This is a genomic window from Fodinicurvata halophila (assembly GCF_042651425.1).
In the GTDB taxonomy this organism is placed as follows: domain Bacteria; phylum Pseudomonadota; class Alphaproteobacteria; order Kiloniellales; family DSM-21159; genus Fodinicurvata; species Fodinicurvata halophila.
This window is the reverse complement of sequence record NZ_JBHSCW010000001.1, coordinates 330,837-354,097: the sequence shown is the minus strand read 5'-3', so window position 1 is coordinate 354,097 and position 23,261 is coordinate 330,837. Positions and strand designations below refer to the sequence as shown.

Below are 23,261 nucleotides of genomic sequence, written 5' to 3'. Positions count from 1 at the left end.
TCATGACCCCATGAAAAGAAGACCACAAAACAGCAAACCGGAGGACCGATAAGATGACTGTTGTAGCGAGACATCCGCGTCCGGATGAACTCAAGGATGCGAGCCTCGATGAGATACTGGATCGATATGTGGCGCGTTTCTCGAACAGGGTGCCCGACTGGGAAGCATTTGAGGACGCAAAAGTCGAGGGTTACAAGCGTGCGCAGCACCGCTTCATTGGCGGTGGCGGTTCGGGCAAGCACGAGGACCCGAACTCGATCCCCTCGCGCGGGTTTACACTGAGCATCATGTACGTCAATCCCGGCCAGGGGAACGCCCCGCACACCCACGAGGTGGAGGAGGTGTTCTTCGTCCTGAAGGGTTTCCTGGATGTCTTTGTCCAGGACGAGAACGGCGAGCAGAAGTGGACCCGCCTGGGTCCGTGGGAGTGTATTTCCTGTCCGCCCGGCGTGATCCATGGCTATGAGAACACAAGCCTGGAGCCGGTCTACTTCCAGGTCATGCTGGGCCGCAACCGACCCGATGCCATGGGGTATGCCGACGACAGCCTCTATCAGAACAGAGAGGCGCATCTCGGCAGAAAGTAAGGTGAGGCGGGTCCGTCGGCCGGTTTGGACGATGCCGCGAGGTCGAGGGAAGCCCGAAAGGCGTGTGGCAAGAAGGAAGAGGTCGAGCTTACTTTGCTGCGCCAAAGGTTCGGCGGAACCAGCCCTTGATCAGCATGATAAATAGGGAAATTCCTGACAGCGGCCTGGTATCTTGGGACGTTTCGGTTCTGCCGTCTTGCGACATACCCTGCTTTGCCTCGAGGTCTGCCCCCGAGTTGGCTCCGTTCCGGGCGGGAGAGGCGGGGGCGTCCATGGTTTCGGAACCTGTGTTCTCTGCTGTGGCAGGGGCAGGGTCCGTATCTTCATTCAGTTTCTGGCGCAGGTTGCTCGCGAACTCGCCGACCAGATGGTTTGCCAGGTCGCTGATCATGCCGGAGCTGCGTCCGTATTGGGCGACGGATCCGCTGAGGTTGAGATCTGTGGTAATGTCTACACGCGTTCCATCGCCAAGCGGCACCAGATGGAAAGCGATATCTGCTGACGCGTTTCCACGTCCCTTCGTATCGCGCCCCTGCGCTTTGACTTTTGCATTATGATTTGCCTCGTCCTTTTCGACAATCTGGCCAGTGCCCTGGAAGCTCAGCACCATTGGGCCTAGACGAACCTGGACTTCACCTTTGTAGGTGTCTTCATCCTTTACCTCCAGGATACGCGCACCTGGCATGCATGGCGCGATCGCAGGGATATCCAGCAATGTCGTCCAGGCAGTTTGTGGGTCGACGGGAACTTCGAAACTGTTCTGAATCTGCATGATCTTTAGTCTTCCTGAAACGCTTGCCTGGAGTATTAACTAACAAGTTAGTATAATTCATTTCATGAATAAAGCCTTCTCCTTCTGCCAGGAGGCATGGAGAAAACCCAGGATCAGTCCCTTTTGAGAAAGCGAAGAATCGTTTCGCAGATCGTGGCCTTGCGCTGCTCGAGCCGTTCGGGGGTCATCAACGGAGTCTGGAAGATGGCTTCGAAGGTATGGCGATGAGAGACATAGTAGGCAGAGAGAGCGGTAATGGAGATATAGAGGTCAACGGGGTCGACATCGCTGCGGAATACGCCTTCCTGTTCTCCCTTTCGCAGGAGTTCGCGCAATGTGTCCATCAGCGGATTATACATGCTTATGATCTTTGATGACTGCTTTACGTGGCGGGCCTCATGAAGGTTCTCGCTATTCAGCAGGCGAACGAACTCCGGCATCTCGATCCAGACATCCGCCGTGAACTCAATGAGCCGGCGCATGCCTTCTTCAGGACCCATATCGCGGATGCTGAGGTCCTGCTGACGATCCCGCACTGTCTGGTAGACGGATTCCAGTGCGGCAATGAACAGCTGTTCCTTGCTGCCAAAATAGTGGTAGATCATGTTCTTGTTGAGACCGGCCGCGTTCGCGATGGAATCCACCCGCGCGCCGTCCAGGCCTTTGCTGGCGAATTCAGAAATCGCCGTTTGCAGAATCAGTTCCCTGGAATCGCCGCGGGTTCCCGCTCGGGCCATGGTAAGGCATCTCCTTCATGTTTCTCTCAGGATCGGTTAACGAACCGTTTGGTCAATTTGTATCCATACGGTTTGCCAATGACAACAGAGGTTTCTACCGAGAGAGGATTCTAAATTAGGCGCACAATCCACAAAGGCAATGGAGCTAGAATTGGCTGATACACGCAAAATTGGTTTGATTGGGTTTGGGGGGATAGGTCGTGCGTTTCTCGATAACCTGAAGCATTTGGATGGGGCGGGTAGGCTCGTCTCTATCCTGGTGCGGCCCCAGTACGTAGATGGGTTGAGAGCGGAATATGCAGGCGACACCAGATTTGTCAGTACCCTGAATGAGTTCGTCGAAAGCAATCCAACGCTTGTCGTCGAGTGTGCCGGCAATGCTGCCTTGAACGATTACGGCGCGCCGCTCTTGAGGCAGGGCATTGACCTTGTGGCCGCGTCTTCCGGGGCTTTGGTTGACCCTGCGCTTTATGAAACTCTGACCAAAGCGGCGAGGGCGGGGCAAGGACGCATCATGGTTCCGTCTGGGGCGATCGGTGCGATCGATGCCCTGTCAGCCATGGCGTTGGCGGGCCTGAAGACGGTCACCTATCGCGGGATCAAGCCGGTAGCTGCCTGGAAGGGTACGGCTGCGGAAGAGCATTGCGATCTTGATCAACTGCAAACTGCACGGGTTTTCTTCCAGGGAAATGCCCGACAAGCGGCGGCCCTGTTTCCGAAGAATGCGAACGTGGCCGCCATTGTTGGCCTGGCGGGTCTTGGGTTGGACTCGACCCAAGTCGAACTTGTTGCCGATCCGGAGGCCCTGTCCAACATCCACGAAATCAGGGCGGAGGCGACAACAGGAAGCCTCGAGTTGCGAATGGGCGGACTGGCCTCCTCAAGCAATGCACGGACCTCTGCATTGACGGTCTTCAGTCTGCTGGACGCAGTTCGAAACAACCGTACCGTGGTCGAGATCCGGTAGCCTAGGTCTTGCTACCGTAACTGCATCGGGCACCATCAACCCTGGAAGTCAATCTCAGGCGATAGAACCTGTTCCCTCTGACTCTGCGGTGTCAAAACGCAAAAAGCCGGCATTGTACATGGCTCAGGTCATCTGGGTCCAAATGCTTTCAATGCCCATATAGCTTTACAATGAGCAAAAGTATCTTTTGCGAAAGGTATATTGAAATGATAGAAGGAACTATGACTGACGGCGATTCTATCGTTGCGGACAACAGGGTGGATCCAGAGTTCGACATCGTCGGCCTGGGTATGACGCAGTGGCGTCGGGAGCGCCCAGATCTCGATTGTTCGGGCAAGGCCGTTGTCGGACGCATCCTGCGTTTGCAGGAAATCATCATGCGCGCTTTCAATATTGGGCTCGAGCCGCACGGGCTTCGCTATCACGCCTTTGCAGTATTGGCGACGTTGCGAGTCTCAGGCCCTCCTTTCCGGATGTCACCAACGCGCCTCCGTGAAACGCTTTTAATGACATCTGGAGGCACTTCCAACCTCTTGGCGCGTCTGGAACGTCAGGGCTGGGTTGTTCGCCATGACGGTCCGCACGATGGCAGAACTGTAATTGTCGAACTCACCGAAGCAGGGAAGGTCTTGGCCGACCAGGCTATGGAAAGTCACGCCAAGGTGGAACACGAACTCATTCGAATGTTCAGCGAAGCGGAGCAAGATAACCTGTCCGTCATGCTGAGCCGAATGCTTGTCCTGAATCAAGGATGGAGCAACGGAATGTTTCACGGTGCTGGGACTGTAACAGCATCCAACGAGAAAGATAAAAGTAACGAGCAGGTTGAGTAGTGATTTTATTCACATATGGGAGAAAAAATAATGTGGAAGCCAAAAACAAGATTTTGCCTGTCAGCTGCTGTGTTTGGGGTGCTAGCGATAGGATCGGGAGCACAGGCCGCTGATGAACTGGTGATTGCCACTTTTGGGGGGTCCTTCGGCGACGCCACGGAGAAGTGCCATATCGCGCCATTCGAGGAAGAAACTGGAGCTGAGGTTATCATGACCCTTGGCAGTTCCGTAGACAATGCGGCCAAGATTCGCGCTACAGCGGGCAATCCAGAGATCGACCTTGCGTATATGGACATCGAAATCGCAAAGCAAATGGAAGCCGAAGGCCTTCTGGAATCTCTCGATTTCGAAAGCCTGGAAAACTATGACGGCGTGGATCCGAATGTCTTCAATGAAGACGGTCATTTTGCCAACTTCATGACCTCAGCGACTGTCATTGCCTACAACCCTGACGAAGTCGATTCCCCGCCGACGTCCTGGTCCGACCTTTTCGATCCCAAATATGAGGGGAAGATCGCCCTTGGGGATATCACTGGAACCTCGGGCCTGCATTTCCTTCTGGCTGTCAATCGTATGAAGGATGGCGATTTTGAATCCCAGGACGCTGGTTTTGAGGCCATAGAAGACCTGATGCCCCACGTTGTCACGCTCTATACCCAGGCAGACCAGCTTGTGGAACTCTTTCAGCGGGGCGAAATCGTGATGGCCCCGTGGTATCCGGATCGCGCCGGCTCAGCTGCCGATAAGGGGGTTAACGTCGCCGTCTCTTATCCGGAAGAAGGGGCTGTTGGAATTCGACCCACTGTCTCCGTCCCGGAGGGAGCCGCGAACAAGGATCTGGCTCTGCAGTATATGGACGTTCTGTTCTCGAAAGAGGGCCAGGAGTGCTTTGCCGAAAACATGTATGCTGCCCCAGTTCGGATGGATGTGGACCTTTCTGAAAAAGTTCAAGCTGTTCTGCCGAGCAGCGAAGACTATGAGAAGCTCTGGTACCCTGATACGGATGTGACATCCGAGCTGCGCCCTGAATGGACTCAACGCTGGCAGCGGGAAATCGCGAACTAACACCCGATTTCTGGGATGGCTGAGGTGACGGCCATGAGCCGACCACCTCAGCCTGCCGATATCCGAAAAGAGGAAGCTGTCGATATGGGAGAAACTGCGCTTGGGATTGCCAATTTGCGCAAGGTTTTTGGTGATCATGTAGCAGTCAAGGGTTTCTCTCTCGATGTGGAGCAAGGCGAGTTCCTGTCCCTGCTGGGACCGTCGGGTTGCGGCAAGAGTACGATCCTGCGGATGGTTGCGGGACTTATAGAGCCTAGTGACGGGCGCATACTGATTAGAGGGACGGACGTAACCTGGAAGCCGCCAAGCCGGCGCAATATCGGGTTGGTGTTTCAGTCCTATGCCCTTTTTCCGCATATGAGCGTATTTGAAAACGTAGCCTTTGGCTTGCGGCGCAAGAAGGTTTTTCAGAAGGATATCAGTCCACGTGTAGAGGAAGCCCTTGCCCTGGTTCGCCTGACGGGGCTAGAGCATAGACTGCCTCAAGAACTCTCTGGTGGCCAGCAGCAACGTGTGGCGCTGGCTCGCGCGGTTGCTCCAAGACCTGCGTTGCTGCTGCTGGACGAGCCTTTGTCGAACCTTGATGCCAAGCTTCGAGATGCAATGCGCTTGGAGCTCCGCCGTTTGCAGAGGGAACTCTCTGTTACCACAGTTTTCGTGACACATGATCAGGAAGAAGCTCTTACGATGTCTGATCGTATCTGCGTGCTCTCGGATGGTGAGCATCAGCAGACAGGCACCCCTCGTGAAGTTTACAGTCAGCCAAGCACCAAGTTCGTTGCAGAGTTCTTCGGACGATCGAATGCCTTTACCGGATCGTTAATCGAGAACGGCGAACACCCAAGGGTCAGTCTGGAGGGTGGGCTAACGCTTTCCGTTGCTCATGTGCCGGAAGGTGTAAATACCGGAGATCAGGTGCGCGTTATCATTCGACAGGAAAATGTTGACCTCTGTCATGCTGAGGAGGGTTCAAGCGACGCCAATGGGAGGGTCAACTGTTTTCCGGCCACAATGGTGGTGAGTTCTTTTGCGGGCCGAGACCAGCAATACCTGGTGCGCATTGCGGACACTATAGAACTGGCTGCGGAGCTTCGCATTGCTCAGGGTAGGCTGCCATCGGAAGAGAGCGGCAAGCTGGAGGCGAGAATTGCCCCAGATGATGTGATCGTTATGGCTGAGGACAAATGATCAAGCGCTCCTTCGGTCGATTCCTCAGGCGTAGCGGTTTGGACCTGCTTTCGCCATCTATCCTGCTTCTGATAGCGGTCTTTGTTCTGCCTCTGGTGCTGCTGTTTCCCACAAGCCTTCATCCCTATATCCCGGGTCAGGGAATTGGAGATGCATGGACGCTGGAAAACTACGTAGCGATACTTACTGATCCCTTCTATCTTGAGATCATTGCCCGCACACTGGGCCTCGGACTCTTTGTTGTGGTGGCAACCTTGGTGGTTGGCTATCCGCTCGCATACTTCCTTGCTCGTACGCGATCTGCTCTTCGTCCGTGGCTGATCATATTGGTCGTATTCCCGCTGTTGCTGAACTTGGTGGTTCGCTCCTTCGGCTGGATCGTTCTGCTATCGAACTACGGTCTTGTAAACGAGACCTTGGCCTGGATCGGCCTGATCGAAGAGCCCCTGCAGCTGATGTTCAACTTTACCGGTCTGATAATCGGGCTTAGCCATATCTTCCTCCCATTCATGGTTCTTGTTCTGATCGGAACCATACAGGGGATCCCCCAAGAGGTGGAAGATGCGGCCTATACGCTTGGTGCTTCAAAGTTGACCGTACTGAGGAAGGTCACATTGCCATTGAGCGTGCCGGGTATCCTGTCCGGTGCGATCCTTGTTTTCGTCTTGACAATATCCGCTCTGGTGACCCCAAGGCTGCTTGGGGGGCCGACCTATCAGGTGATGTCGACGCTGATTTACGATGAGTTCCTGAGCAATCTCAATTGGCCAAAAGGTGCCGCGATGGCATTCATTTTGACCGTGATCGTACTTGTTCTGGTGTGGGGGGCCGGGCGCGTTGCTAAGCGCTGGGCCGAAATCAGATGAATAGCCCCCCTCTTCGTTACCGTTTCACCAGAGGCATCTCGAGAAGCGCTCTCCCGCTCTATGGTTCGCTGGCCCTCTTGTTTCTGCAGATTCCGGTCATCGTCGTCGTACTTGCATCCCTGACGACAACCTCCTATCTGACGGTGCCGCCGGAAGGGCTCAGTCTTCGATGGTATGTGGATGTGCTGAGTGATGAAGCCTATCTGGAGGCCGCATTCTTCAGTCTGATCCTGGCTGTTTGTGCGACTGTTATTTCGCTCATATTGGGAACGGCGGCTGCCTATGCGCTTGTCAGACGCAGCGTACCGGGGGCGGAAGCGATTTCCTCGGCACTTATGGCGCCACTGGTATTCCCCGCTGTGGTCATCGCGGTTGCCCTCCTCCAATACTACACCCTCATCGGCGTGCGTGGCAGCTTCCTCTCTCTGGCCTTGGCTCATACGCTTATCACGGTCCCTTACGTCGTGCGTTCGCTCCTTGCCAGCCTTGGTGGCACGGATCCAGCGCTTGAGGATGCAGCCTGTACGCTTGGGGCAAACCGGTTCACGGCCTTTCGACTGGTAACCTTGCCACTCATTCGTCCGGGGCTGGTAGCCGGCGCAATCTTTTCGTTCATAGTGTCGTTTGACAATGTGCCCGTCTCGATCTTTCTGGTCAGCGTTCGGCAGACAACATTGCCCGTGAAGATTTTCAGCGCGGTGGAACATGGGATTGATCCCGGCATCGCGGCGATCTCCACGCTGCTCATCATGGCCACCGGCTTGTTCCTCGTTATCGCCGAGCGATGGGTCGGTTTCCATCGTTTCGCGTAGATTTCAGAAAGGAGGGCTCTCCATGCCTATTGCCGACCAGGGTTTCCCTGTGATGTTAACCTTCGATTTGGATGCGGAAACGATGTGGACCGCACGGGATGCCAAGAACGCGGAGCGACCAGTGGTGCTATCCCAGGGCGCCTATGGCTGGAAGGTTGGAACGGACCGGATCCTTGATCTTCTCGATCACTATAGCATCAAGGCAACTTTTTTCGTGCCCGGGCTGATCATTGAGCAGCGGTGGGAACTGTGTGAGAAGATTCTCGAATACGGGCACGAAATCGCACATCATAGTTGGTCTCATCGTTGGATCCTCTCGCTTACTGAAGAAGAAGAGCGTGAGGAAATGGATCGCGGGATCGAGATCATCGAACGATTGACGGGTCGCAAGCCTGTGGGTTGGCGCTCCCCGGCCGCAGAGGTGAGCCCGATATCAATGCCGCTCCTGGTGGAGAAGGGCTTCAGGTATTCGAGCAATTTCTTCGATGATGACTCACCTTATCTTCATGGGGTCAATGGAGAGAAAACGCAGATAGTGGAATTTCCCTTTGCCTGGGTGCTCGACGATGCTCCATTCTTCCAATACTCTATCACTTTGCCCGGGCGCACAATGCAGGCTCCCTCTGCCGTAGCGGAGGCTTGGTGCGCGGAGTTCGACACCCTCTATCACGAGGATCGAGCCTTCACCTTGGCGATGCATCCGCAAATCATAGGTCGGGGCTCTCGCCTGATCGCGTTGCAGCGGTTGATAGAGCATATCCTGGAACATGACCGGGTTTGGTTCGCACGTTGTGATGATGTTGCTGAAGCGGTGCGGCCATCACTCGAATCAGCAGACAGGTATGCATTTCGATGAAGCTGTCAGGTCGCCGCGTTTTGATAGCAGGGGGCGCCTCCGGGATAGGCAGGGCCACTGCTGAGATCTTTCATGCGGAAGGGGCGGCTGTCGCGGTGCTCGATCGCGATGGAGATGGGCTTTCACAGGTGGTGGCGTCGTTGAGCCAGGAGGGGGCGCCACCTGTTGCATCCGCCAGCTGTGACCTGACCGATGAGGCAGCAGTCCAGGAAAGCATTTTACAAGTGGCGGAGGCCCTGGGCGGGTTGGATGGGATTGTTGTCTCAGTAGGGATTGACCTGCTCAAGCCCTTTACCGAGACCTCGGCAAGCGAATGGCAGCGTGTTCTCGATGTGAACCTGACAGCTCCATTTCATCTTTGTAAGACTGCGGTGCCGCATTTGCAGACAGCCAGAGGTGGCACGATCGTACATATTTCTTCCGGAGCTGCATTGCGCCCCCTGGAGGAACGGACTGCGTATTGTGCGTCGAAGGCGGGTCTCGTGATGTTTGCCAAGGCCTTGGCTGTGGATCTGGCTGACGACAACATCCGAGTGAATGCCATCTGTCCGGGCATCATAGATACGCCTCTGTTCAGGCAGTCATTCGAATCACATCCAGATCCCGATGCAGAGCTTGAGCGGATAAAGGACCGGTATTTAATCCGACGGATTGGTCAGCCGGAAGATATTGCGAAAGCAGCTCTATACTTGTCGTCGTCAGACTCAATGCATGTGACCGGGACGACCCTGTCCGTGGATGGGGGGCGTAGTTTTCACTAACTGGAGAGGTCACTGTGTCTGCCTTTTCCATCTCAGGAACAGCCATGGTAACGGGCGCCGCCAATGGCATAGGACGGGCAACTGCCTTGGCCTTCGCTGAAGCTGGTGCGGACCTTGCGCTTCTGGATATCGAAGACTCATCACTGGAGAAGGTTGCCGAAGAAGTCGAAGCTTTGGGGAGTAAGTCCGCAGCATTCGTCACAGACTGCACGGATGGAGAGGCGCTGGAGAGTGCTGTTAAACGTGCAGAGCATGATCTCGGGCCGATCGATGTGCTTTTCAATAACGTTGGTCAGAGCGCACGCGAAAAGGTCGGACCGTTCGTGGAGTCCAAAGAGGAAACCTGGCGCTCGGTCCTCGAGATTTCTCTCATGACAACTCTGCGCCTTAGTCGGCTTGTCGCACCTGGCATGGTTGCCCGAGGTCAGGGGCGCATTGTCAATATGTCGACCGAAGCGGCCTTTTACGGAGATGTTGGGCTGGCCGATTATGCTGCTGCAAAGATGGGCGTTATCGGTTTTACGCGGTCATTAGCAAGGGAACTGGCTCCAGCCGGAATCACGGTGAATGCCGTAGGACCTGGCGCCATACGGACACGTGCACATGATTACATGCCATCCGAAGTGATAGAGCGCATCAAGGACACCGTGCCTATGGGCATCGTCGGGGAACCCGAGGATATCGCCAATGTAGTGGTGTTCCTTGCCAGCCCGGCGGGCCGATACATGACAGGCCAGACCCTCTTGGTGGATGGCGGACGCTGGATGATCTGAAGGAGATACTATGCAGGAACAGGATTACGTGGCGCTGACCGCCACTGAAATAGCCGCGCGCGTCCAAAGCGGAGAGCTTTCTGCCAGGGAAGCCGTCAGCGCCGCCTTGTCCCGTATCGAAGCGACCGAACCAAAGGCCAACGCTTTCATCCATCTCGATAAGGAAAATGCACTGGCTGAGGCAGAGCGAGTGGACGCCGACCGTGCCAGTGGAAAGGACCTGGGTCCCTTGGCGGGAGTGCCCGTTTCGGTCAAGGATCTGGTGCATGTGGCCGGCATGCCCACCTCTTCCGGCTCGGCGGTGTTCGCCGGCAAGCAGGCACCGGAAGACGCAGCGCCGGTTGCCAGACTGCGGGCGGCAGATGCGGTGATCGTGGGCAAGACCACAACACCCGAGTTCGGCCACAAGCCCTTCACCGAAAGCCCATTGTTCGGGCGAACGCTCAATCCCTGGAACACTGATTATACGAGTGGAGGCTCCAGCGGAGGCGCTGCTGTCTCTGTTGCACTGCGCCAAGTGCCACTTGCGATTGGCACCGACGGCGGAGGATCAGTCAGGATACCGGCAAGCATTTGCGGAACCTACGGGTTAAAAGCCACTCAAGGGCGCATTCCGCACGTTCATTCAGCAGATCTGTTCGGAAACAATTCCTACATTGGCCCGATGACGGCCAACCTGGAAGACCTGAAGCTTATGTACTCTGTGATGGCTGGCCCTGATTCACGTGATCCCTGGGCAAAGGTCCTGGCAGATGCCGTGGTTCCACCAAAGCCCCTTCGAATCGGCTTTGCGCTCAAGGTCGGCAACCCCGCGATCGAGGAAGAAGTGGCTGTAGCCGTCAAGAAGGCAGCTGCAGAACTCGAACAGCAGGGGGCCGAGATCGAGACGATAGACGTCAACTTTGCCCGCTATGAGCCCGGCTTCCGAGTTCATCTGGAATCTGCCTTGATGGCCCGCGTGGGGTCCCATCTTGATAGTGAGCGCGAACGGTTTGATCCCTCCTTTGTTCAGACCATGGAAAATGGGCGAGCCCGCAGTGGGATCGACGTGCAGAACGCGATGTCGGAGAGGACCGCACTCTACCGAGAACTGGAACGACTTTTTGAGAAGTTTGATGTTCTGTTGACGCCCACGTTGGCGGCTGCGTCCTTATCGGCCGATACAGATAGCCATGCAGATGTGGAAATTGCAGGGGTCAATGCTGGCGCAATCCGTGCCGGTTGGTATCCTTATACCTTCCCGATGAACCTGACGGGCCATCCGGCAATCTCAGTGCCCTGTGGATGGACCAGTCAAGGACTGCCGATAGGGCTACAGTTGGCCGGTCGTTGGTATGAGGAGGAAACTCTCTTGAATCTGGCGAACGACCTGCATCGAGGGTTGGGGTCTTTTCAGAGAGCTGCCTCATATTGAATTGGTTTGGGGCTGATTTTTCAGTAATTTGGAAGAATGTGGCCTGCTTCCGGCTGCATCGAATTCTAGAAGCAGCCGGATGATCCTAAAGCGCTCGCGTTAGAATCTGTACACTATTGGATTGCCACGGCATATCCGAACGATCGAGAACAGGCTTGTTCCCCTTGCTGTGGCGATTCCAATACATTCCCGTACACAAGATGAGCTCCGACGCTCGGAGTCTCTGTGATGGTTTCCTATGATACGCTGGACAACATAACCTTTGGCGATGGTACAGACCCAATTGGAGCGGCGTTGAATGGATACAGCGTTCACTTATTTCGACAAGGTCTCCCAATTGGGTTCAATCAGGAAGGCAGCTGAAACCCTCAACGTCTCCCCTTCCTCGGTTAGCCGACAGATTGACAAGCTGGAACATATGTTCGAGGCGCCTCTGATCATCCGCCATGCCAAAGGCGTCAAGCTGACGCCGGAGGGCGAGGTGTTGGCGCGCTTCACACGGAGCCGCAGCCGTGAGCTCCATCGGGTGCGTGCCTCAATCGACGCTCTCAAGGGGCTGCACAGGGGGCATGTGACCATTTACACGGTGGAGGGAACCATCGGCTGGATGCTGCCCCAAGCGATCGCCTCATTTTCGAAGCGTCACCCTCAGATTACTTACGATGTTCGCGTGGCGGGAACCGACGGGGTCATGGCAGCGATTGCCGAGGATATGGGTGATATCGGAATTTCCTTTCACCCACTGCCGCGCAGCGACGTAGAAGTGATCGCAAGCATTGTCCAGCCGCTTTTGGCAGTCATGAGTCCATCTCACCCATTTGCTGAACGGCGCCAGGTGAGCCTTGCAGAGCTGACCGATCAGCCCGTTGCCTTGCCTGACCGCTCTTTCGGCATACGACATCTCATCGACCATGCCAGCGCGACCGAGCAACTCGGAATCAATGTTCGCCTCGAAACAAACTCAATCGACATGCTCCGCCAGTTCGTTCTTCAGGAAATGGGAATTGCGTTTCTGCCCGGATTTTCGTTCGAACAGGAACTGATCTCTCAGCGACTTGTTGGCGTTCCCATCGACGATGCCATTCTCGGCCAAGCGAAAACACAGGTGTGCAAGCATGCCGAGATTGATCTGACGCCGGCTGCGGATGGATTTGTGAAAACCATCCTTGAAACATTCGCCCTTTAGCAAGGATGTTGCAATTTACGCAACGCCCTGAACGTAAATTTCTGCTTCCAGAGAACATTAACCAGAGTCACAGTTTATTCGGTTTACTCGACTTCTGGACGGAAGGGGGTGTGAAAATGGCTCAGTGCACATGGAGTTTGATGGGCATCGGCCTTGCGTTGGCCGTAGGAGTATCCGGTTTGGCAGGTTCGGCGGCCGCGGAAGACGACATGATCCGCATAGGCGCGCCCTTGCCCCTGACAGGACCGTTGTCACCCGAAGGCGATAAGCAGCAGCGTGGTTACGACCTCTGGGCAAAGACGGTTAACGAGAACGGTGGCATTACCGTTGGTGATACTGACTACAGGGTCGAGATCGTTTACGTGGACTATGAGTCGAACACGCCGCGAGCGGTACAGACGGCAGAACGGCTGATCACGGAGGAGGACGTCGACTTCCTGTTCTCGCCGTTCGGCTCGGGTGCGACGAAGGCCGCGAGCAGCGTCTCCGAACGCTACCAGATCCCCACGGTGGCGGCGACCGCATCCTCGGAAGAGGTTTACAACCAGGGCTACCGGTTCCTGTTTGGGACCTTCACCCCCAACAATACGCTGACCGACCCGATGGCCGAGATCGTTGCCGGATCGGGCGAGGATATCGAAACGGTGGCCATCTACGCGCGAAACGATCTTTTCCCGCTGGCAATTGCCAACGAGATGGAAAAATCGGCGGAGGAGAACGGTTTCGAGGTCGTGTCCTTCGACGAGTATGCGATCGGCACTAACGACCATTCCTCGGCGCTCACTCTTTTGCGGGACTCGCAGCCTGACTGGGTTTTTGCGACAGGCTATATCAATGATCTCATTCTCATTCGCCGGCAGATGCGGGATCTTGGCGTGCAGCCGCAAGTGCTGAGCATGATCGCCGGACCCGCATACAAGGAGTTCATCGAGGCCACGGGCGAAGCGGCTGAAAACGTGTCCAGTGCTGCCTGGTGGCATCCTGCAGTCGAGTATGACGGCGAGGGAGTTTTCGGAACGACCGCGAACTACTTGGAGCTGTTCGAGGAGGAGTACGACAGCCGTCCGGACTACGCCGAGGCATCTGCGAGTGCAGCCGGCGTGATCCTTCAGCTGGCAATTGAAGAGGTTGACTCGATCGATCCGGTCACGGTTCGCGATGCGCTGGCCGACATTGACGTGATGACATTCTACGGCCCGATCCGTTTTGGAGAGACCGGCCAGATCACTTCGCTCGAGCCACCGGTGTTCCAGATCCAGGATGGCGAGGCCAAGGTAATCTATCCTGAAGCCATCAAGCAGACCGATATGCGCTTCGGCGGCATCAATTGAAGCTGCCCTCACCCTTAGTCAGTCGCGGATAAGGCACTTCCGCGACTGACGTCCATCCGGATCCTTCGCGATGTTTTATGTGCAGATCCTGCTCAACGGGCTGATGCTGGGAGGCCTTTATGCCTGCATCGCAGTCGGTTTTTCCCTGGTATGGGGCGTTCTGAACGTCATCAACATCGTGCATGGCTCGTTTGTGGTGCTTGGCTCCTATGTAGCCTATTTTGCCTGGGTTCATTTGGGGCTGCATCCTTTCGCCTCGATCATCATCGCGGGCGCTCTTCTCTTCGTGCTCGGCTACCTGACGCAGCGCGGCTTAATCAACCGCGTCATGGGCGCACCTGTGCTGACGACGCTGGTTCTGACCTTCGGGCTGGAGTTGCTGCTCAACAACAGCATGCTTGTTGCCTTTACCGCTGACTATCGCACTGTCCGGCTGGAGAATCCTATGGGCAGCGCGCCGCTCGGGGATCTCATCATACCGCTTGACCGTCTTTTCGCCATGGCTCTGGCAATCCTGCTGACGGCAATTCTCTATTTCGTCCTGATACGTTCGCGGATGGGCAAGGCTATTGTGGCTGTGCGTATGGACCGTGAAGCTGCTGCCTTGATGGGAGTAAATGTCAAGCATGTGTATGCATTGACGTTCGGAATAGGCGCTTTCATGGCGGGTGCGGGCGGAAGCCTGCTCAGTCTGATCTTCCCGATCTCCCCTCTGAACAGCACCGAGTTTCTCGGCATCGCCTTCGTCGTATGCGTTCTCGGTGGCCTTGGGAGCATCGGGGGCGCACTGATCGGCGGACTCGCGCTTGGTGTGATCGAGAGCTTTGGCGCATTGTTTTTCGGCCCGGAGCACGGACTCACCATTGCGTTCGTGATTCTTATCCTGCTGCTGATCTTCAAGCCGACGGGCATCATGGGCCGGAAGGGATACGAATGATGCGCATTCTCCTCACGGCACTGGTAATCGCAGTAATCGCAAGTTTGCCCATCCTCGGCGACAATTATCTGCTTCGGCTCGGCACGATGTTCGCGATGTATGCCGTAATGGCGCTGTCCTGGAACGTGATTGGCGGCTATGCCGGCTACCCTTCTTTTGCAACGGCCGCCTTCTTTGGCCTTGGTGCCTATACCGGTGCGCTTTTGCAGGGATCCGGTGTGCCGATGCCGTTAGCCTGGAGCGCCGCATGCCTTGCCGCGGCCCTTTTCGCCGCCGCTTTGGGCGCTGCAATCCTGCATTTGAAGGGGCACTATTTCGCCATCGCGAGCCTGGTCGTCGGGGAGGTCCTGCTGGAAGTTGCTACCTCATGGACCAGCCTGACCGGCGGGGGTATGGGGCTCAATTTGCCCGTCCTGCAGATATCGGTGGACGCCCAGGCGCGGTTGTTCTTCTGGGCGATGTTATCCTTGGCCGTGCTCGCATTCGTAATGAACTGGCTTGTCGCTTCCAGCAAAATCGGGTTTGCGCTGAAGTGCATCCGCCAGAACGAGGATGCATCAGCGATGGTGGGCGTAAACACTACCTTCTATAAGGTCGTAGGATTTACGTTGTCCGCGCTGTTTGTCGGTGGTGCCGGGGCGATCTACGCCTCCTGGGTCTTCTATATCGAACCGCCGGACGTCTTTGACATCCTCCATTCGGTCAAGCCGGTTGTTATCGCATTGCTGGGCGGGGCGGGCACGGTGGTCGGGCCTGTTATTGGTGCAGGGATCTTCCTGGTCATGGAGGAACTCGTCTGGCGCAATTTCCTGTCCTTCCATTCCGGGGTTCTGGGCATACTCATCGTTGCGCTGATCTTCTTCCTGCCAAATGGCTTGGTTGGTCTCGTCAGAAGCCGGCCCGGACGGGCAGGTAAGGGAACGCTCCTTTCACGCAAGAAGGCTGGGGAGCACAAGAAATGAGCGTGCTGAGACTGGAGCAGGTCACCTGCCGCTTCGATGGCCTGGTTGCGCTCGATAATGTTGAGCTGTCCGTGGAGGCCGGAGAGATTGTTGGCCTCATCGGGCCGAATGGTGCCGGCAAAACTACCCTCGTCAATGTCGTCACTGGTGCGGTGCGTGGCGAAGGTCCGATCTGGTTCAACGACAAGCGCATCGACGGAAAGCGGCCGTACCAGGTGGCGCGTCTGGGCATTGCCCGTACGTATCAGACGGTTCAGCCATTCCCAGAAATGAGTGCACTGGAGAACGTGATGGCTGCTGTCGTGTTTGCGGCGGGCGCGAATGGCATCAAGGAGGCCGAATCGCAGGCCGCCGATGCCCTTAGCTTCGTCGGGCTCGGCGACGTTCGTCACATGCGCGCGTCCGAGCTCACTTTAGCCGGTCGAAAACGCCTGGAACTGGCCAAAAGCCTGGCCATGAAGCCAAAGGTTCTTCTGCTGGACGAGGTCAACGCCGGTCTCAATCCCGCGGAAATCGATGAAGCTCTGGCGTTGATCCGGCGGATTGCCGAGCAGGGGGTGACGATCATTATCATCGAACACCTCATGAAAGTGGTGATGTCGCTATGCGGGCGGATCGTGGTGCTTCATCATGGCGCCAAGATCGCCGAAGGCACGCCGGCCGAGATCAGTCAGGACGAGCGTGTAATCGATGCCTATCTGGGTGCCCGGTATGCACGTGCACGCGCGCAGGAGGCTGGCTCCAATGAGTGACACTCTGCTTCAAGTGGACAGTCTGGAAAGCGGGTATGGCGAGATCCAGGTTCTGTGGGGGGTCGATCTAGCCGTCAGTTCGGGCGAAATCGTCTGCCTCATCGGATCCAACGGCGCCGGAAAGACGACCCTTCTGAAAACAGTGTCCGGCCTGGTTCAACCATGGGCGGGAAGTATCCGGATGGAGGGAGCTGATCTGACAGGTTGCACCCCCGATGCTGCGCTCCATGCCGGCATTGCACAGGTGCCGGAAGGCCGCAGGCTCTTCCGCACGATGAGTGTGCGGGACAACTTGCTGATGGGTGCCTATCTGCGGCCTCGCAAGGATCCCAGCATCCCGCGTGATCTCGAACGGGTTATGACGATCTTTCCCCGGCTTGCCGAGCGGGCAAATCAGGATGCGGCCACCTTGTCGGGTGGGGAGCAGCAGATGTGTGCGATCGGGCGCGGTATCATGAGCCGGCCGAGATTGCTGATGATCGACGAACTCTCGCTTGGTCTGGCGCCACGCGCGGTAGAACTACTCAGTGACGCGTTGGTGGAGATCAATGCCAGCGGCGTCGCCATTCTCCTGGTTGAACAGGATGTCATGACGGCCCTCGAACTGGCCCATCGGGCCTATGTTCTGGACCGAGGCGTCGTCAAGCTTTCGGGGCCCTCGGCCGAAATCGAGAAGTCTCCCGAAGTGCGGGAAGCCTATATCGGCATCACATGAGCGATAATCGCAGAGGATGACAATGAGCACCGCGAGCGAAGAGAAATCAGCACGTACCGAGACAATCCGCTGTCCCTATGACGGTCATGTCGTGGGCGAGATGCCTGTCGCCGGTTCGGCCGAGATCGAAACGGCCATTCAGCGAGCGACAACCGGGTTCAATTTGATGAAGCATCTGCCGCGATTTGTCCGGGCAGACATTCTAGAGCGCACCGCGGAACTGATCGAAGCCAGGAGCGATGAATTCATCTCCCTGATTGCCGCCGAAGCCGGCAAGCCGCTCTATGATGCGCGCGGGGAGTTGTCGCGATCTCTGTTCAACCTTCGCAATGCTGCCCGGGAAGCGCGCGCATTCTCGGGTCATGAAGTGCCGCTCGACGTCGATGGCGGCGTCTTTGCATATCAGACGGCCAACTCCGACGGTTCACCGTTGCGCCTCGAGGATGCGGACCTGGACAGCCTGAGCAATCTCGGCCGACGGATCGGGATCGCCAAGCACTTTCCCATTGGGCCGATCCTTGCCATCACGCCTTTCAATTTCCCGCTCAACCTTGTCCTTCACAAGGTGGCGCCGGCACTGGCTGTGGGCAACTCCGTAATACTGAAACCGGCACCCCAGACGCCATTGACGAGCCGCTTGTTGGCGGAAGTCTTGGTTGAGGCAGGCCTGCCTGAGGACGCGATTCAGGTGGTGCATTGCGACGTGCAGCTTGCCGAAGGTCTGGTCAAGGATTCGCGGATTGCAATGGTCTCCTTTACCGGGAGCGCCAAGGTCGGCTGGCACATCAAGGAGATCGCTGGCAAGAAGAAAGTGGCGCTGGAGCTCGGCGGCAATGGTGCTGTGGTCGTTGCCGCCGATGCCGACATTGCCTTCGCGGCCGCGCGCTGCGTGCGCGGCGGTGTCGTTTACGGAGGGCAGTATTGCATCGGCGTGCAGCGCATCTATGCCGAGGACGCGATTTATAAGCAGTTCGAGCGCGAGCTCGTCGCTCGGGTACAGTCCTGTCGCGTCGGCAATCCCCTTGAGGAAGGCATTGATGTGGGGCCGGTCATAGACGAGGGCTCTGCCAAGAGAATTGAGGAGTGGATCGAGGAAGCTGTCGCCGGCGGTGCCCGTGTTCTGGCTGGCGGGCAGCGCCACGGTTCCGTGATAGAACCCACGATCCTGACGGACACCTCGTCCGATATGAAGGTCGAGTGCGAAGAGATCTTCGGCCCGGTGATGACGCTCAAGCGGGTGGAGAAGGCCGAGGAGGGCGTTCGGCTTGCAGGTCAGTCACGCTACGGACTGCAAGGCGGGTACTTCACCAATGACCTGAAAGCTGCCTTTCGGGCGCTTGAAACCTGGGATGTTGGTGGTCTGATGATCAATGACGTGCCGATCTACCGCATCGACAACATGCCATTCGGCGGGTGGAAGGACTCAGGCTTTGGGCGCGAGGGCACCCGGTATGCTATGGAAAGCATGACAGACATCAAGTTTCTGGTCGTCAATTACGGATGAAGGACCAAGCGGATCGATTGTCCGTCGGGGTTGCGGGACTTGGTGCGGTCGGCATGAAGGTCGCTGCGGCGCTAGATGAAGGGATCGACGGGTTGGATCTCGTCGCTGTTTCGGCCCGCGATGTGGAGCGGGCTCGAAAGCGGGCCTCCGGCTTTTCGACGTCTCCAGCCGTGCTGACGCTCGACGAGCTCCCCGGCCGCGCCAAGGTGATCGTGGAATGCCTGCCACCGGAGCTGTTTCGGCGGATCGCCGAGCCGGTGGTGAATCGCGGTGATGTTCTTGTCGTCGCGAGTGTCGGCGCGCTCCTGTCGGCCAACGACCTCGTGGTTCTGGCTCATCGCCTTGGCGGGCGTGTGTTTGCTCCGTCAGGAGCCGTGGCCGGGCTGGACGGCCTGGCCGCGGCTGCGGAGGCCGGCCTTGAGGATGTGACGCTTGTTACCCGGAAGCCGCCGTCCGCCTTTACACCGGAAATCATGCGGCAGCTGGACACGATGAACCTGACGGCTCCGAGACGGGTTTTCGCCGGCAATGCCGTCGAAGCGGTCAAGGCATTCCCGCAGAACGTGAACGTAGCAGCGACGGTCAGCCTGGCCGGGTTCGGCCCCGAAAGAACCCGCGTGGAGGTGTGGTGTGATCCGGATGTGCCAAACAACCGTCATGAGTTGAACTTTCGGTCTGCGGTAGGCGAGGTGCGTGTCGAAGTGAGCAATCTTCCCGATCCCGAAAACCCGAGGAGCAGCGCCGCGACTGGATACAGCATTGTCGCCTGCCTGCGGAAGCTCTCCGCTACGCTGTGCATCGGTTCCTGATTGTTACGAAGGGGGTTCCATGACAGAAATTTCCCGAATGAGCGAAGGCGGTTACGCCTATGTCCCTGGTGTCTTCCAGTATTCGGCGGGTGTTGCGGCACTTTCCGGATTCCGTATCGAGCGAGTTCGCTTTTCCGAGGTGGTGCCTCTTCAGGAGGGTTTCTCTCGTGTCGCAAAGCACCTGGAAAGCCTCGGACGGCCGTTGGCCGCTTTCTGTGCCTGTGAACTTCGCTCGCCCGGGCAGTTCAGCGAGGAGGGCTTTCGTACCTTCAATGCCGCCTATGGCGACGTTCTGCGGAAATGGGGGATTATTCGCGACGAGATCAATCCAGTGGCACGCGCAAATGTCTGTCCGGAAGGTATGGGCCCCGACGAGCCAGGCTTTCATGCCTTCTGCTACACCGTACCGAGCGAGCAGGAGGACCACAGTTTCGTGATTGCCGGTAGCGGCGAGGCCCCTGAAGGTAAGGGAAATTACCGCGACCACATCATCCGGCGTGGCGACACCAGCCCGGAGGGGGTGCGCGAAAAGGCAAGATGGGTGCTCGACGAGATGGAACGCCGTATGGCTTTCTTCGGAGCAGGCTGGCAGGAGACCACGGGTGTGCAGCTTTATACGGTCCATGACGTTCACGAGTTGGTGCCAGAGGAGATCGTCGGTCGCGGGGCCGCCAGACATGGCTTGACCTGGCACTTCGCAAGGCCACCCGTCCAGGAATTGGACTACGAGATGGACTGCCGCAGGGTGTTCGCCGAATACGTGGTCAACATACGTTGATCTGTGATTTGTCCCCTTATCGATAACACTATCCAGTTTGTCCGCAAGTTAAGGGGTCCAACATTCTGATTTCTGGTAACCTTACCCTGAAAGTGACCTTGGCATTGATAACTGACCTGCTTCCCGGAATTTTTCAGTCCGGGGGGTCCATTCTTGGGGGCAGGTCAATCAACCAACGATTCCAGTAGCAATTGGACGAAAATTTGGTATCAGGTCAGCTTTTATTTCGCTTCCCCTTGCTAAATGCGCAGCTACCAGTAAATGGTAATATCAATGACTAAGACAGTAGTAGTTACGGGTGCCGGAGGTTTGATAGGGAGGCCGTTAATCTGGGCACTTGCCGATCGTGGTTTTAAGGTCATTGCCCTTGATCGGGACGTAGTGGAATTTAGTCATCGTAATGTCCAAAGCTATGCTGCCGAGCTAACGGATATACCGCGAGCACATGCGATACTTAAGTCTAGTAACGCTGATGCATTGGTACATTGCGGCGCAATATCCGGTCCGATGGTGTCGAATGACAATCCATTCTGGATCTGTGAAACCAATATCAGGGGGACTGCAAATCTTTTGGAAGCAGCACGTATTCATGAGGTGCAGCGCTTTATATACTGTTCCTCGATCGCTGCTTATGGTCCGACCGCCGAAGGGCCCATACCAGAAGAGTATCCACTCTTTCCCACAAATGTTTATGGTGCCAGCAAGGCTGCGAGTGAACATCTACTGGCAGGGTATCGCTATCAGCATGGGCTCGAAGGCCTGGCTTTGCGCATAGGTTGGTCTATGGCCCTGGACGACGGACTGCATGCACGATTCGTGAAAGCCTCAAGAGTGGATTGAGGGGCGAGAAAATCGTAATTCCTGGGCCGGCTAACTTTCCTTGCCACTACGTATACGTTGACGATGTTGTTAGGGGCATCATCGCCGCTCTTGATGCGAAGTCTGCACCATCACTGGTTTATAACTTGAGCAGTGATTGCGTTTTGCAGCTCAAGGATGTCTGCGAAACTCTCAAAAGTGCTTTGCCCGACAGTGAGGTCGTGCTTGATGAAAGTGTGGAGACCGGAGATGAGTACCAGGGCCAACTGGAGCTTTCGCGGATCAAGAATGAGCTCAAGTTCAAACCGCAAGTATCAATGTATGAAGGGATCATACGATATCGCGATTGGCTCCAAGAGCATGGAGACTGAAAATTTCTAATTTTCCAGGTGTCTGATCCCAGGTTTTGCTGGTGAGAACCTTTAATTCTGGGTGTGTTTTAAGGAATCAGCTCTCGGCTTCTCTGATACTATCCGGCGGAATCTACCGCCTAACCTGTAGACCACTGGCCCGCTCCATCACCGCCTTATGAACGGCATCGGGGATCGCCGGCGGGAAATCCTTCGGCAGTGCTGCCATGGCTACATCCAGCGCCTGTGGTGCCCGCTCCGCCATCTCGTCGAGGATAGCGATCGAGCGCTTCCTCGATAGTCCCGCCCGCATGGCCGTCTGGACAAAATGCCGCCCGTGGATCTCGTCGAAGCGGTAATGCCTTTTGTCACCGACGGACATCGCCATCTTCATCTGCTTGCGCGCGATCTGGCGGGCGCTCACGGCGGGCTGTGCTGTCAGGATGTCATAGAGCGGCGTCATGCGATAGCTGCCGCCCGGCCCCAGGAACAGGCTGAAGTTCTTGGCGTGGCCGTCCGTCGCTCCGATCAGCCAGAAAATAATCTGCGCCTTGAGGACTGTCTCCTGGTCCTCGATCGGCGTGTCGCTGCCCTTGAACAGGTTCAGCACATCTCCCACGCCCGGCCCGCCCTCGTTCTGGTACTTCAGGGTCGGGGGCACGGACAGCGCCTGGCAGCAATCCTCCTGCGGCAGGCGCAGCAGGCGGCCGTCGCCGGTCCATCGCCGATCAAAGCGCGTGATGACAAGCGCCCTGGTTTCGCCGAAGGTTTCGATTGTGGCTGTGTTGACGGGCAGGCCAAAGGCCTCGGCCAGTTTGAGTCCGTAGAACTCGTTCTCGACGCTGTCGGACAGATTGATCCCGCCGGGCAGCTGCCCGATCCGGCTCTTCAGGATATGCGTGGTCGGGGTCGTGCCATGGGGCTTGATCCATCTGCCCTCGTGATGGAGCAGGGCGGTCTTTTCCTTCGCGCCGGCCACGGAAATCCGGAAAGCATTGTCTCGGGACAGGCCCAGCGGCGCCTGAGCCAGTCCCGTCAACAGCTTCTCGATGGTCTCCTCATCGACGGCTTCCCCGTAAAGTGCGGCCGTATTGTCGACGAGGTCGTTGTCTCCGGCAATGAACTGCAAGGCACCGACGCAGTCATGTCCGATTACCGAGAGCAGGCTGTAGGCATCGATGCCGCGCGCGCCGACTTTCTCGGCCACCCGGCGGCGCAGACTTTCGGAGTCCGGCAGCAGGTTCTCGAAGACGGCCGTGACCGGCTCGCCGCGATAGGGGGTTTCGCGCAGGGGCAGCGAGAGCGAGACGGGCAGCGCGTGGTCCCAGGCCAGCCAGTCGTCATGATAGGTGAAGCTGATGGCACCGCTTGTCGCGCAGCCGGCCTTCCTGCTGATCCAGCAGATCATCGACGTGGCGCCCTGGGTCCTGGCGGCGATCGCGCTGGCGCTCGTCGCCTATTGGGCCCTGCGTCACTACAAGGACTGA

25 protein-coding genes are annotated in these 23,261 nt (G+C 56.9%); 22 read left to right on the top strand and 3 right to left on the bottom strand.

What is annotated here, in order from left to right; translation table 11 throughout:
- Positions 1-53 precede the first annotated feature (53 nt).
- The gene (locus ACFOW6_RS01720) at positions 54-587 is read left to right on the top strand and encodes a cupin domain-containing protein (protein WP_382420512.1); all 534 of its coding nucleotides are present in this window, start codon (positions 54-56) and stop codon (positions 585-587) included.
- Positions 588-675: 88 nt separating this feature from the next.
- On the opposite strand, the gene ACFOW6_RS01715 is transcribed toward ACFOW6_RS01720, so the two are convergent.
- The gene (locus ACFOW6_RS01715; RefSeq protein WP_382420510.1) at positions 676-1,359 is read right to left on the bottom strand and encodes an SRPBCC family protein; all 684 of its coding nucleotides are present in this window, start codon (positions 1,357-1,359) and stop codon (positions 676-678) included.
- A gap of 113 nt (positions 1,360-1,472) precedes the next feature.
- Entirely contained in the window at positions 1,473-2,096 is a 624-nt protein-coding gene (locus ACFOW6_RS01710) for a TetR/AcrR family transcriptional regulator (protein WP_382420508.1), read from the bottom strand.
- A gap of 151 nt (positions 2,097-2,247) precedes the next feature.
- On the opposite strand from ACFOW6_RS01710, the gene ACFOW6_RS01705 reads away from it, so the two are divergent.
- The 20 genes from ACFOW6_RS01705 (at position 2,248) to ACFOW6_RS01610 (ending at position 21,445) form a co-directional block, all read left to right on the top strand.
- The gene (locus tag ACFOW6_RS01705; protein ID WP_382420506.1) at positions 2,248-3,063 is read left to right on the top strand and encodes an aspartate dehydrogenase; all 816 of its coding nucleotides are present in this window, start codon (positions 2,248-2,250) and stop codon (positions 3,061-3,063) included.
- A 221-nt stretch (positions 3,064-3,284) separates the two neighbouring features.
- Positions 3,285-3,896, top strand: a complete 612-nt coding sequence (locus ACFOW6_RS01700; protein WP_382420504.1) for a MarR family winged helix-turn-helix transcriptional regulator — start codon at positions 3,285-3,287, stop codon at positions 3,894-3,896.
- A 30-nt stretch (positions 3,897-3,926) separates the two neighbouring features.
- Positions 3,927-4,961 (top strand): ABC transporter substrate-binding protein, encoded by a 1,035-nt coding sequence (locus tag ACFOW6_RS01695; RefSeq protein WP_382420502.1) that lies wholly within the window; start codon positions 3,927-3,929, stop codon positions 4,959-4,961.
- A gap of 33 nt (positions 4,962-4,994) precedes the next feature.
- Positions 4,995-6,149, top strand: coding sequence for an ABC transporter ATP-binding protein (locus ACFOW6_RS01690; RefSeq protein WP_382421002.1), 1,155 nt, complete (start codon positions 4,995-4,997; stop codon positions 6,147-6,149).
- Positions 6,146-7,015 (top strand): ABC transporter permease, encoded by an 870-nt coding sequence (locus ACFOW6_RS01685; RefSeq protein ID WP_382420500.1) that lies wholly within the window; start codon positions 6,146-6,148, stop codon positions 7,013-7,015. Before ACFOW6_RS01690 ends, ACFOW6_RS01685 begins: the two co-directional genes overlap by 4 nt.
- 77 nt (positions 7,016-7,092) lie before the next feature.
- Positions 7,093-7,827 carry an ABC transporter permease gene (locus tag ACFOW6_RS01680; RefSeq protein ID WP_382420498.1) on the top strand — a complete coding sequence of 245 codons (735 nt, stop codon included), beginning with the start codon at positions 7,093-7,095 and terminating at the stop codon, positions 7,825-7,827.
- Positions 7,828-7,849: 22 nt separating this feature from the next.
- Positions 7,850-8,683, top strand: a complete 834-nt coding sequence (locus tag ACFOW6_RS01675; protein WP_382420496.1) for a polysaccharide deacetylase family protein — start codon at positions 7,850-7,852, stop codon at positions 8,681-8,683.
- Positions 8,680-9,444 (top strand): SDR family NAD(P)-dependent oxidoreductase, encoded by a 765-nt coding sequence (locus ACFOW6_RS01670; RefSeq protein WP_382420494.1) that lies wholly within the window; start codon positions 8,680-8,682, stop codon positions 9,442-9,444. Before ACFOW6_RS01675 ends, ACFOW6_RS01670 begins: the two co-directional genes overlap by 4 nt.
- Before the next feature lie 44 nt (positions 9,445-9,488).
- Positions 9,489-10,217: an SDR family NAD(P)-dependent oxidoreductase gene (locus ACFOW6_RS01665; RefSeq protein ID WP_382420492.1), complete on the top strand. Its 729-nt coding sequence runs from the start codon at positions 9,489-9,491 to the stop codon at positions 10,215-10,217.
- 10 nt (positions 10,218-10,227) lie between these two features.
- Positions 10,228-11,631 (top strand): amidase, encoded by a 1,404-nt coding sequence (locus ACFOW6_RS01660; protein ID WP_382420490.1) that lies wholly within the window; start codon positions 10,228-10,230, stop codon positions 11,629-11,631.
- 298 nt (positions 11,632-11,929) lie between these two features.
- Positions 11,930-12,817, top strand: a complete 888-nt coding sequence (locus ACFOW6_RS01655; protein WP_382420488.1) for a LysR family transcriptional regulator — start codon at positions 11,930-11,932, stop codon at positions 12,815-12,817.
- Positions 12,818-12,957: 140 nt separating this feature from the next.
- On the top strand, positions 12,958-14,148 hold the full coding sequence (locus ACFOW6_RS01650; RefSeq protein WP_382420486.1) for an amino acid ABC transporter substrate-binding protein: 1,191 nt from the start codon (positions 12,958-12,960) through the stop codon (positions 14,146-14,148).
- Positions 14,149-14,218: 70 nt separating this feature from the next.
- Positions 14,219-15,085, top strand: a complete 867-nt coding sequence (locus ACFOW6_RS01645; protein WP_382420484.1) for a branched-chain amino acid ABC transporter permease — start codon at positions 14,219-14,221, stop codon at positions 15,083-15,085.
- Positions 15,082-16,047, top strand: a complete 966-nt coding sequence (locus ACFOW6_RS01640; protein WP_382420482.1) for a branched-chain amino acid ABC transporter permease — start codon at positions 15,082-15,084, stop codon at positions 16,045-16,047. The genes ACFOW6_RS01645 and ACFOW6_RS01640 overlap by 4 nt, the downstream gene beginning before the upstream one ends.
- Entirely contained in the window at positions 16,044-16,799 is a 756-nt protein-coding gene (locus tag ACFOW6_RS01635; RefSeq protein WP_382420480.1) for an ABC transporter ATP-binding protein, read from the top strand. Before ACFOW6_RS01640 ends, ACFOW6_RS01635 begins: the two co-directional genes overlap by 4 nt.
- A complete protein-coding gene (locus ACFOW6_RS01630) occupies positions 16,792-17,514 on the top strand; it encodes an ABC transporter ATP-binding protein (protein WP_382420478.1) in 723 nt (240 codons plus the stop codon). Before ACFOW6_RS01635 ends, ACFOW6_RS01630 begins: the two co-directional genes overlap by 8 nt.
- Before the next feature lie 22 nt (positions 17,515-17,536).
- The gene (locus tag ACFOW6_RS01625; protein ID WP_382420476.1) at positions 17,537-19,018 is read left to right on the top strand and encodes an aldehyde dehydrogenase family protein; all 1,482 of its coding nucleotides are present in this window, start codon (positions 17,537-17,539) and stop codon (positions 19,016-19,018) included.
- Positions 19,015-19,827: an aspartate dehydrogenase gene (locus ACFOW6_RS01620; protein WP_382420474.1), complete on the top strand. Its 813-nt coding sequence runs from the start codon at positions 19,015-19,017 to the stop codon at positions 19,825-19,827. The genes ACFOW6_RS01625 and ACFOW6_RS01620 overlap by 4 nt, the downstream gene beginning before the upstream one ends.
- Positions 19,828-19,846: 19 nt before the next feature.
- Positions 19,847-20,605, top strand: a complete 759-nt coding sequence (gene cnbZ / locus ACFOW6_RS01615) for a 2-amino-5-chloromuconate deaminase CnbZ (protein ID WP_382420473.1) — start codon at positions 19,847-19,849, stop codon at positions 20,603-20,605.
- Between the two features lie 273 nt (positions 20,606-20,878).
- Entirely contained in the window at positions 20,879-21,445 is a 567-nt protein-coding gene (locus ACFOW6_RS01610) for an NAD-dependent epimerase/dehydratase family protein (RefSeq protein WP_382420471.1), read from the top strand.
- Between the two features lie 462 nt (positions 21,446-21,907).
- Here ACFOW6_RS01610 and ACFOW6_RS01605 read toward each other — a convergent pair whose 3' ends face one another.
- Positions 21,908-23,182, bottom strand: coding sequence for a type II toxin-antitoxin system HipA family toxin (locus ACFOW6_RS01605; RefSeq protein WP_382420469.1), 1,275 nt, complete (start codon positions 23,180-23,182; stop codon positions 21,908-21,910).
- Between ACFOW6_RS01605 and ACFOW6_RS01600 the strand changes: the two genes are divergently transcribed.
- Positions 23,133-23,261: a hypothetical protein gene (locus ACFOW6_RS01600; protein ID WP_382420467.1), complete on the top strand. Its 129-nt coding sequence runs from the start codon at positions 23,133-23,135 to the stop codon at positions 23,259-23,261. The genes ACFOW6_RS01605 and ACFOW6_RS01600 overlap by 50 nt on opposite strands.

Excerpts from the sequence above, each read along its gene's own strand:
- ACFOW6_RS01720 (WP_382420512.1), top strand. The coding sequence starts at position 54 with ATGACTGTTGTAGCGAGACATCCGCGTCCGGATGAACTCAAGGATGCG.
- ACFOW6_RS01715 (WP_382420510.1), bottom strand. The coding sequence starts at position 1,359 with ATGCAGATTCAGAACAGTTTCGAAGTTCCCGTCGACCCACAAACTGCC.
- ACFOW6_RS01710 (WP_382420508.1), bottom strand. The coding sequence starts at position 2,096 with ATGGCCCGAGCGGGAACCCGCGGCGATTCCAGGGAACTGATTCTGCAA.
- ACFOW6_RS01700 (WP_382420504.1), top strand. The coding sequence starts at position 3,285 with ATGACTGACGGCGATTCTATCGTTGCGGACAACAGGGTGGATCCAGAG.
- ACFOW6_RS01695 (WP_382420502.1), top strand. The coding sequence starts at position 3,927 with ATGTGGAAGCCAAAAACAAGATTTTGCCTGTCAGCTGCTGTGTTTGGG.
- ACFOW6_RS01690 (WP_382421002.1), top strand. The coding sequence starts at position 4,995 with ATGAGCCGACCACCTCAGCCTGCCGATATCCGAAAAGAGGAAGCTGTC.
- ACFOW6_RS01685 (WP_382420500.1), top strand. The coding sequence starts at position 6,146 with ATGATCAAGCGCTCCTTCGGTCGATTCCTCAGGCGTAGCGGTTTGGAC.
- ACFOW6_RS01675 (WP_382420496.1), top strand. The coding sequence starts at position 7,850 with ATGCCTATTGCCGACCAGGGTTTCCCTGTGATGTTAACCTTCGATTTG.
- ACFOW6_RS01670 (WP_382420494.1), top strand. The coding sequence starts at position 8,680 with ATGAAGCTGTCAGGTCGCCGCGTTTTGATAGCAGGGGGCGCCTCCGGG.
- ACFOW6_RS01665 (WP_382420492.1), top strand. The coding sequence starts at position 9,489 with ATGGTAACGGGCGCCGCCAATGGCATAGGACGGGCAACTGCCTTGGCC.
- ACFOW6_RS01660 (WP_382420490.1), top strand. The coding sequence starts at position 10,228 with ATGCAGGAACAGGATTACGTGGCGCTGACCGCCACTGAAATAGCCGCG.
- ACFOW6_RS01655 (WP_382420488.1), top strand. The coding sequence starts at position 11,930 with ATGGATACAGCGTTCACTTATTTCGACAAGGTCTCCCAATTGGGTTCA.
- ACFOW6_RS01650 (WP_382420486.1), top strand. The coding sequence starts at position 12,958 with ATGGGCATCGGCCTTGCGTTGGCCGTAGGAGTATCCGGTTTGGCAGGT.
- ACFOW6_RS01645 (WP_382420484.1), top strand. The coding sequence starts at position 14,219 with ATGTTTTATGTGCAGATCCTGCTCAACGGGCTGATGCTGGGAGGCCTT.
- ACFOW6_RS01640 (WP_382420482.1), top strand. The coding sequence starts at position 15,082 with ATGATGCGCATTCTCCTCACGGCACTGGTAATCGCAGTAATCGCAAGT.
- ACFOW6_RS01635 (WP_382420480.1), top strand. The coding sequence starts at position 16,044 with ATGAGCGTGCTGAGACTGGAGCAGGTCACCTGCCGCTTCGATGGCCTG.
- ACFOW6_RS01630 (WP_382420478.1), top strand. The coding sequence starts at position 16,792 with ATGAGTGACACTCTGCTTCAAGTGGACAGTCTGGAAAGCGGGTATGGC.
- ACFOW6_RS01625 (WP_382420476.1), top strand. The coding sequence starts at position 17,537 with ATGAGCACCGCGAGCGAAGAGAAATCAGCACGTACCGAGACAATCCGC.
- ACFOW6_RS01620 (WP_382420474.1), top strand. The coding sequence starts at position 19,015 with ATGAAGGACCAAGCGGATCGATTGTCCGTCGGGGTTGCGGGACTTGGT.
- cnbZ (WP_382420473.1), top strand. The coding sequence starts at position 19,847 with ATGACAGAAATTTCCCGAATGAGCGAAGGCGGTTACGCCTATGTCCCT.
- ACFOW6_RS01610 (WP_382420471.1), top strand. The coding sequence starts at position 20,879 with ATGACTAAGACAGTAGTAGTTACGGGTGCCGGAGGTTTGATAGGGAGG.
- ACFOW6_RS01600 (WP_382420467.1), top strand. The coding sequence starts at position 23,133 with ATGGCACCGCTTGTCGCGCAGCCGGCCTTCCTGCTGATCCAGCAGATC.
- ACFOW6_RS01605 (WP_382420469.1), bottom strand. The coding sequence starts at position 23,182 with ATGATCTGCTGGATCAGCAGGAAGGCCGGCTGCGCGACAAGCGGTGCC.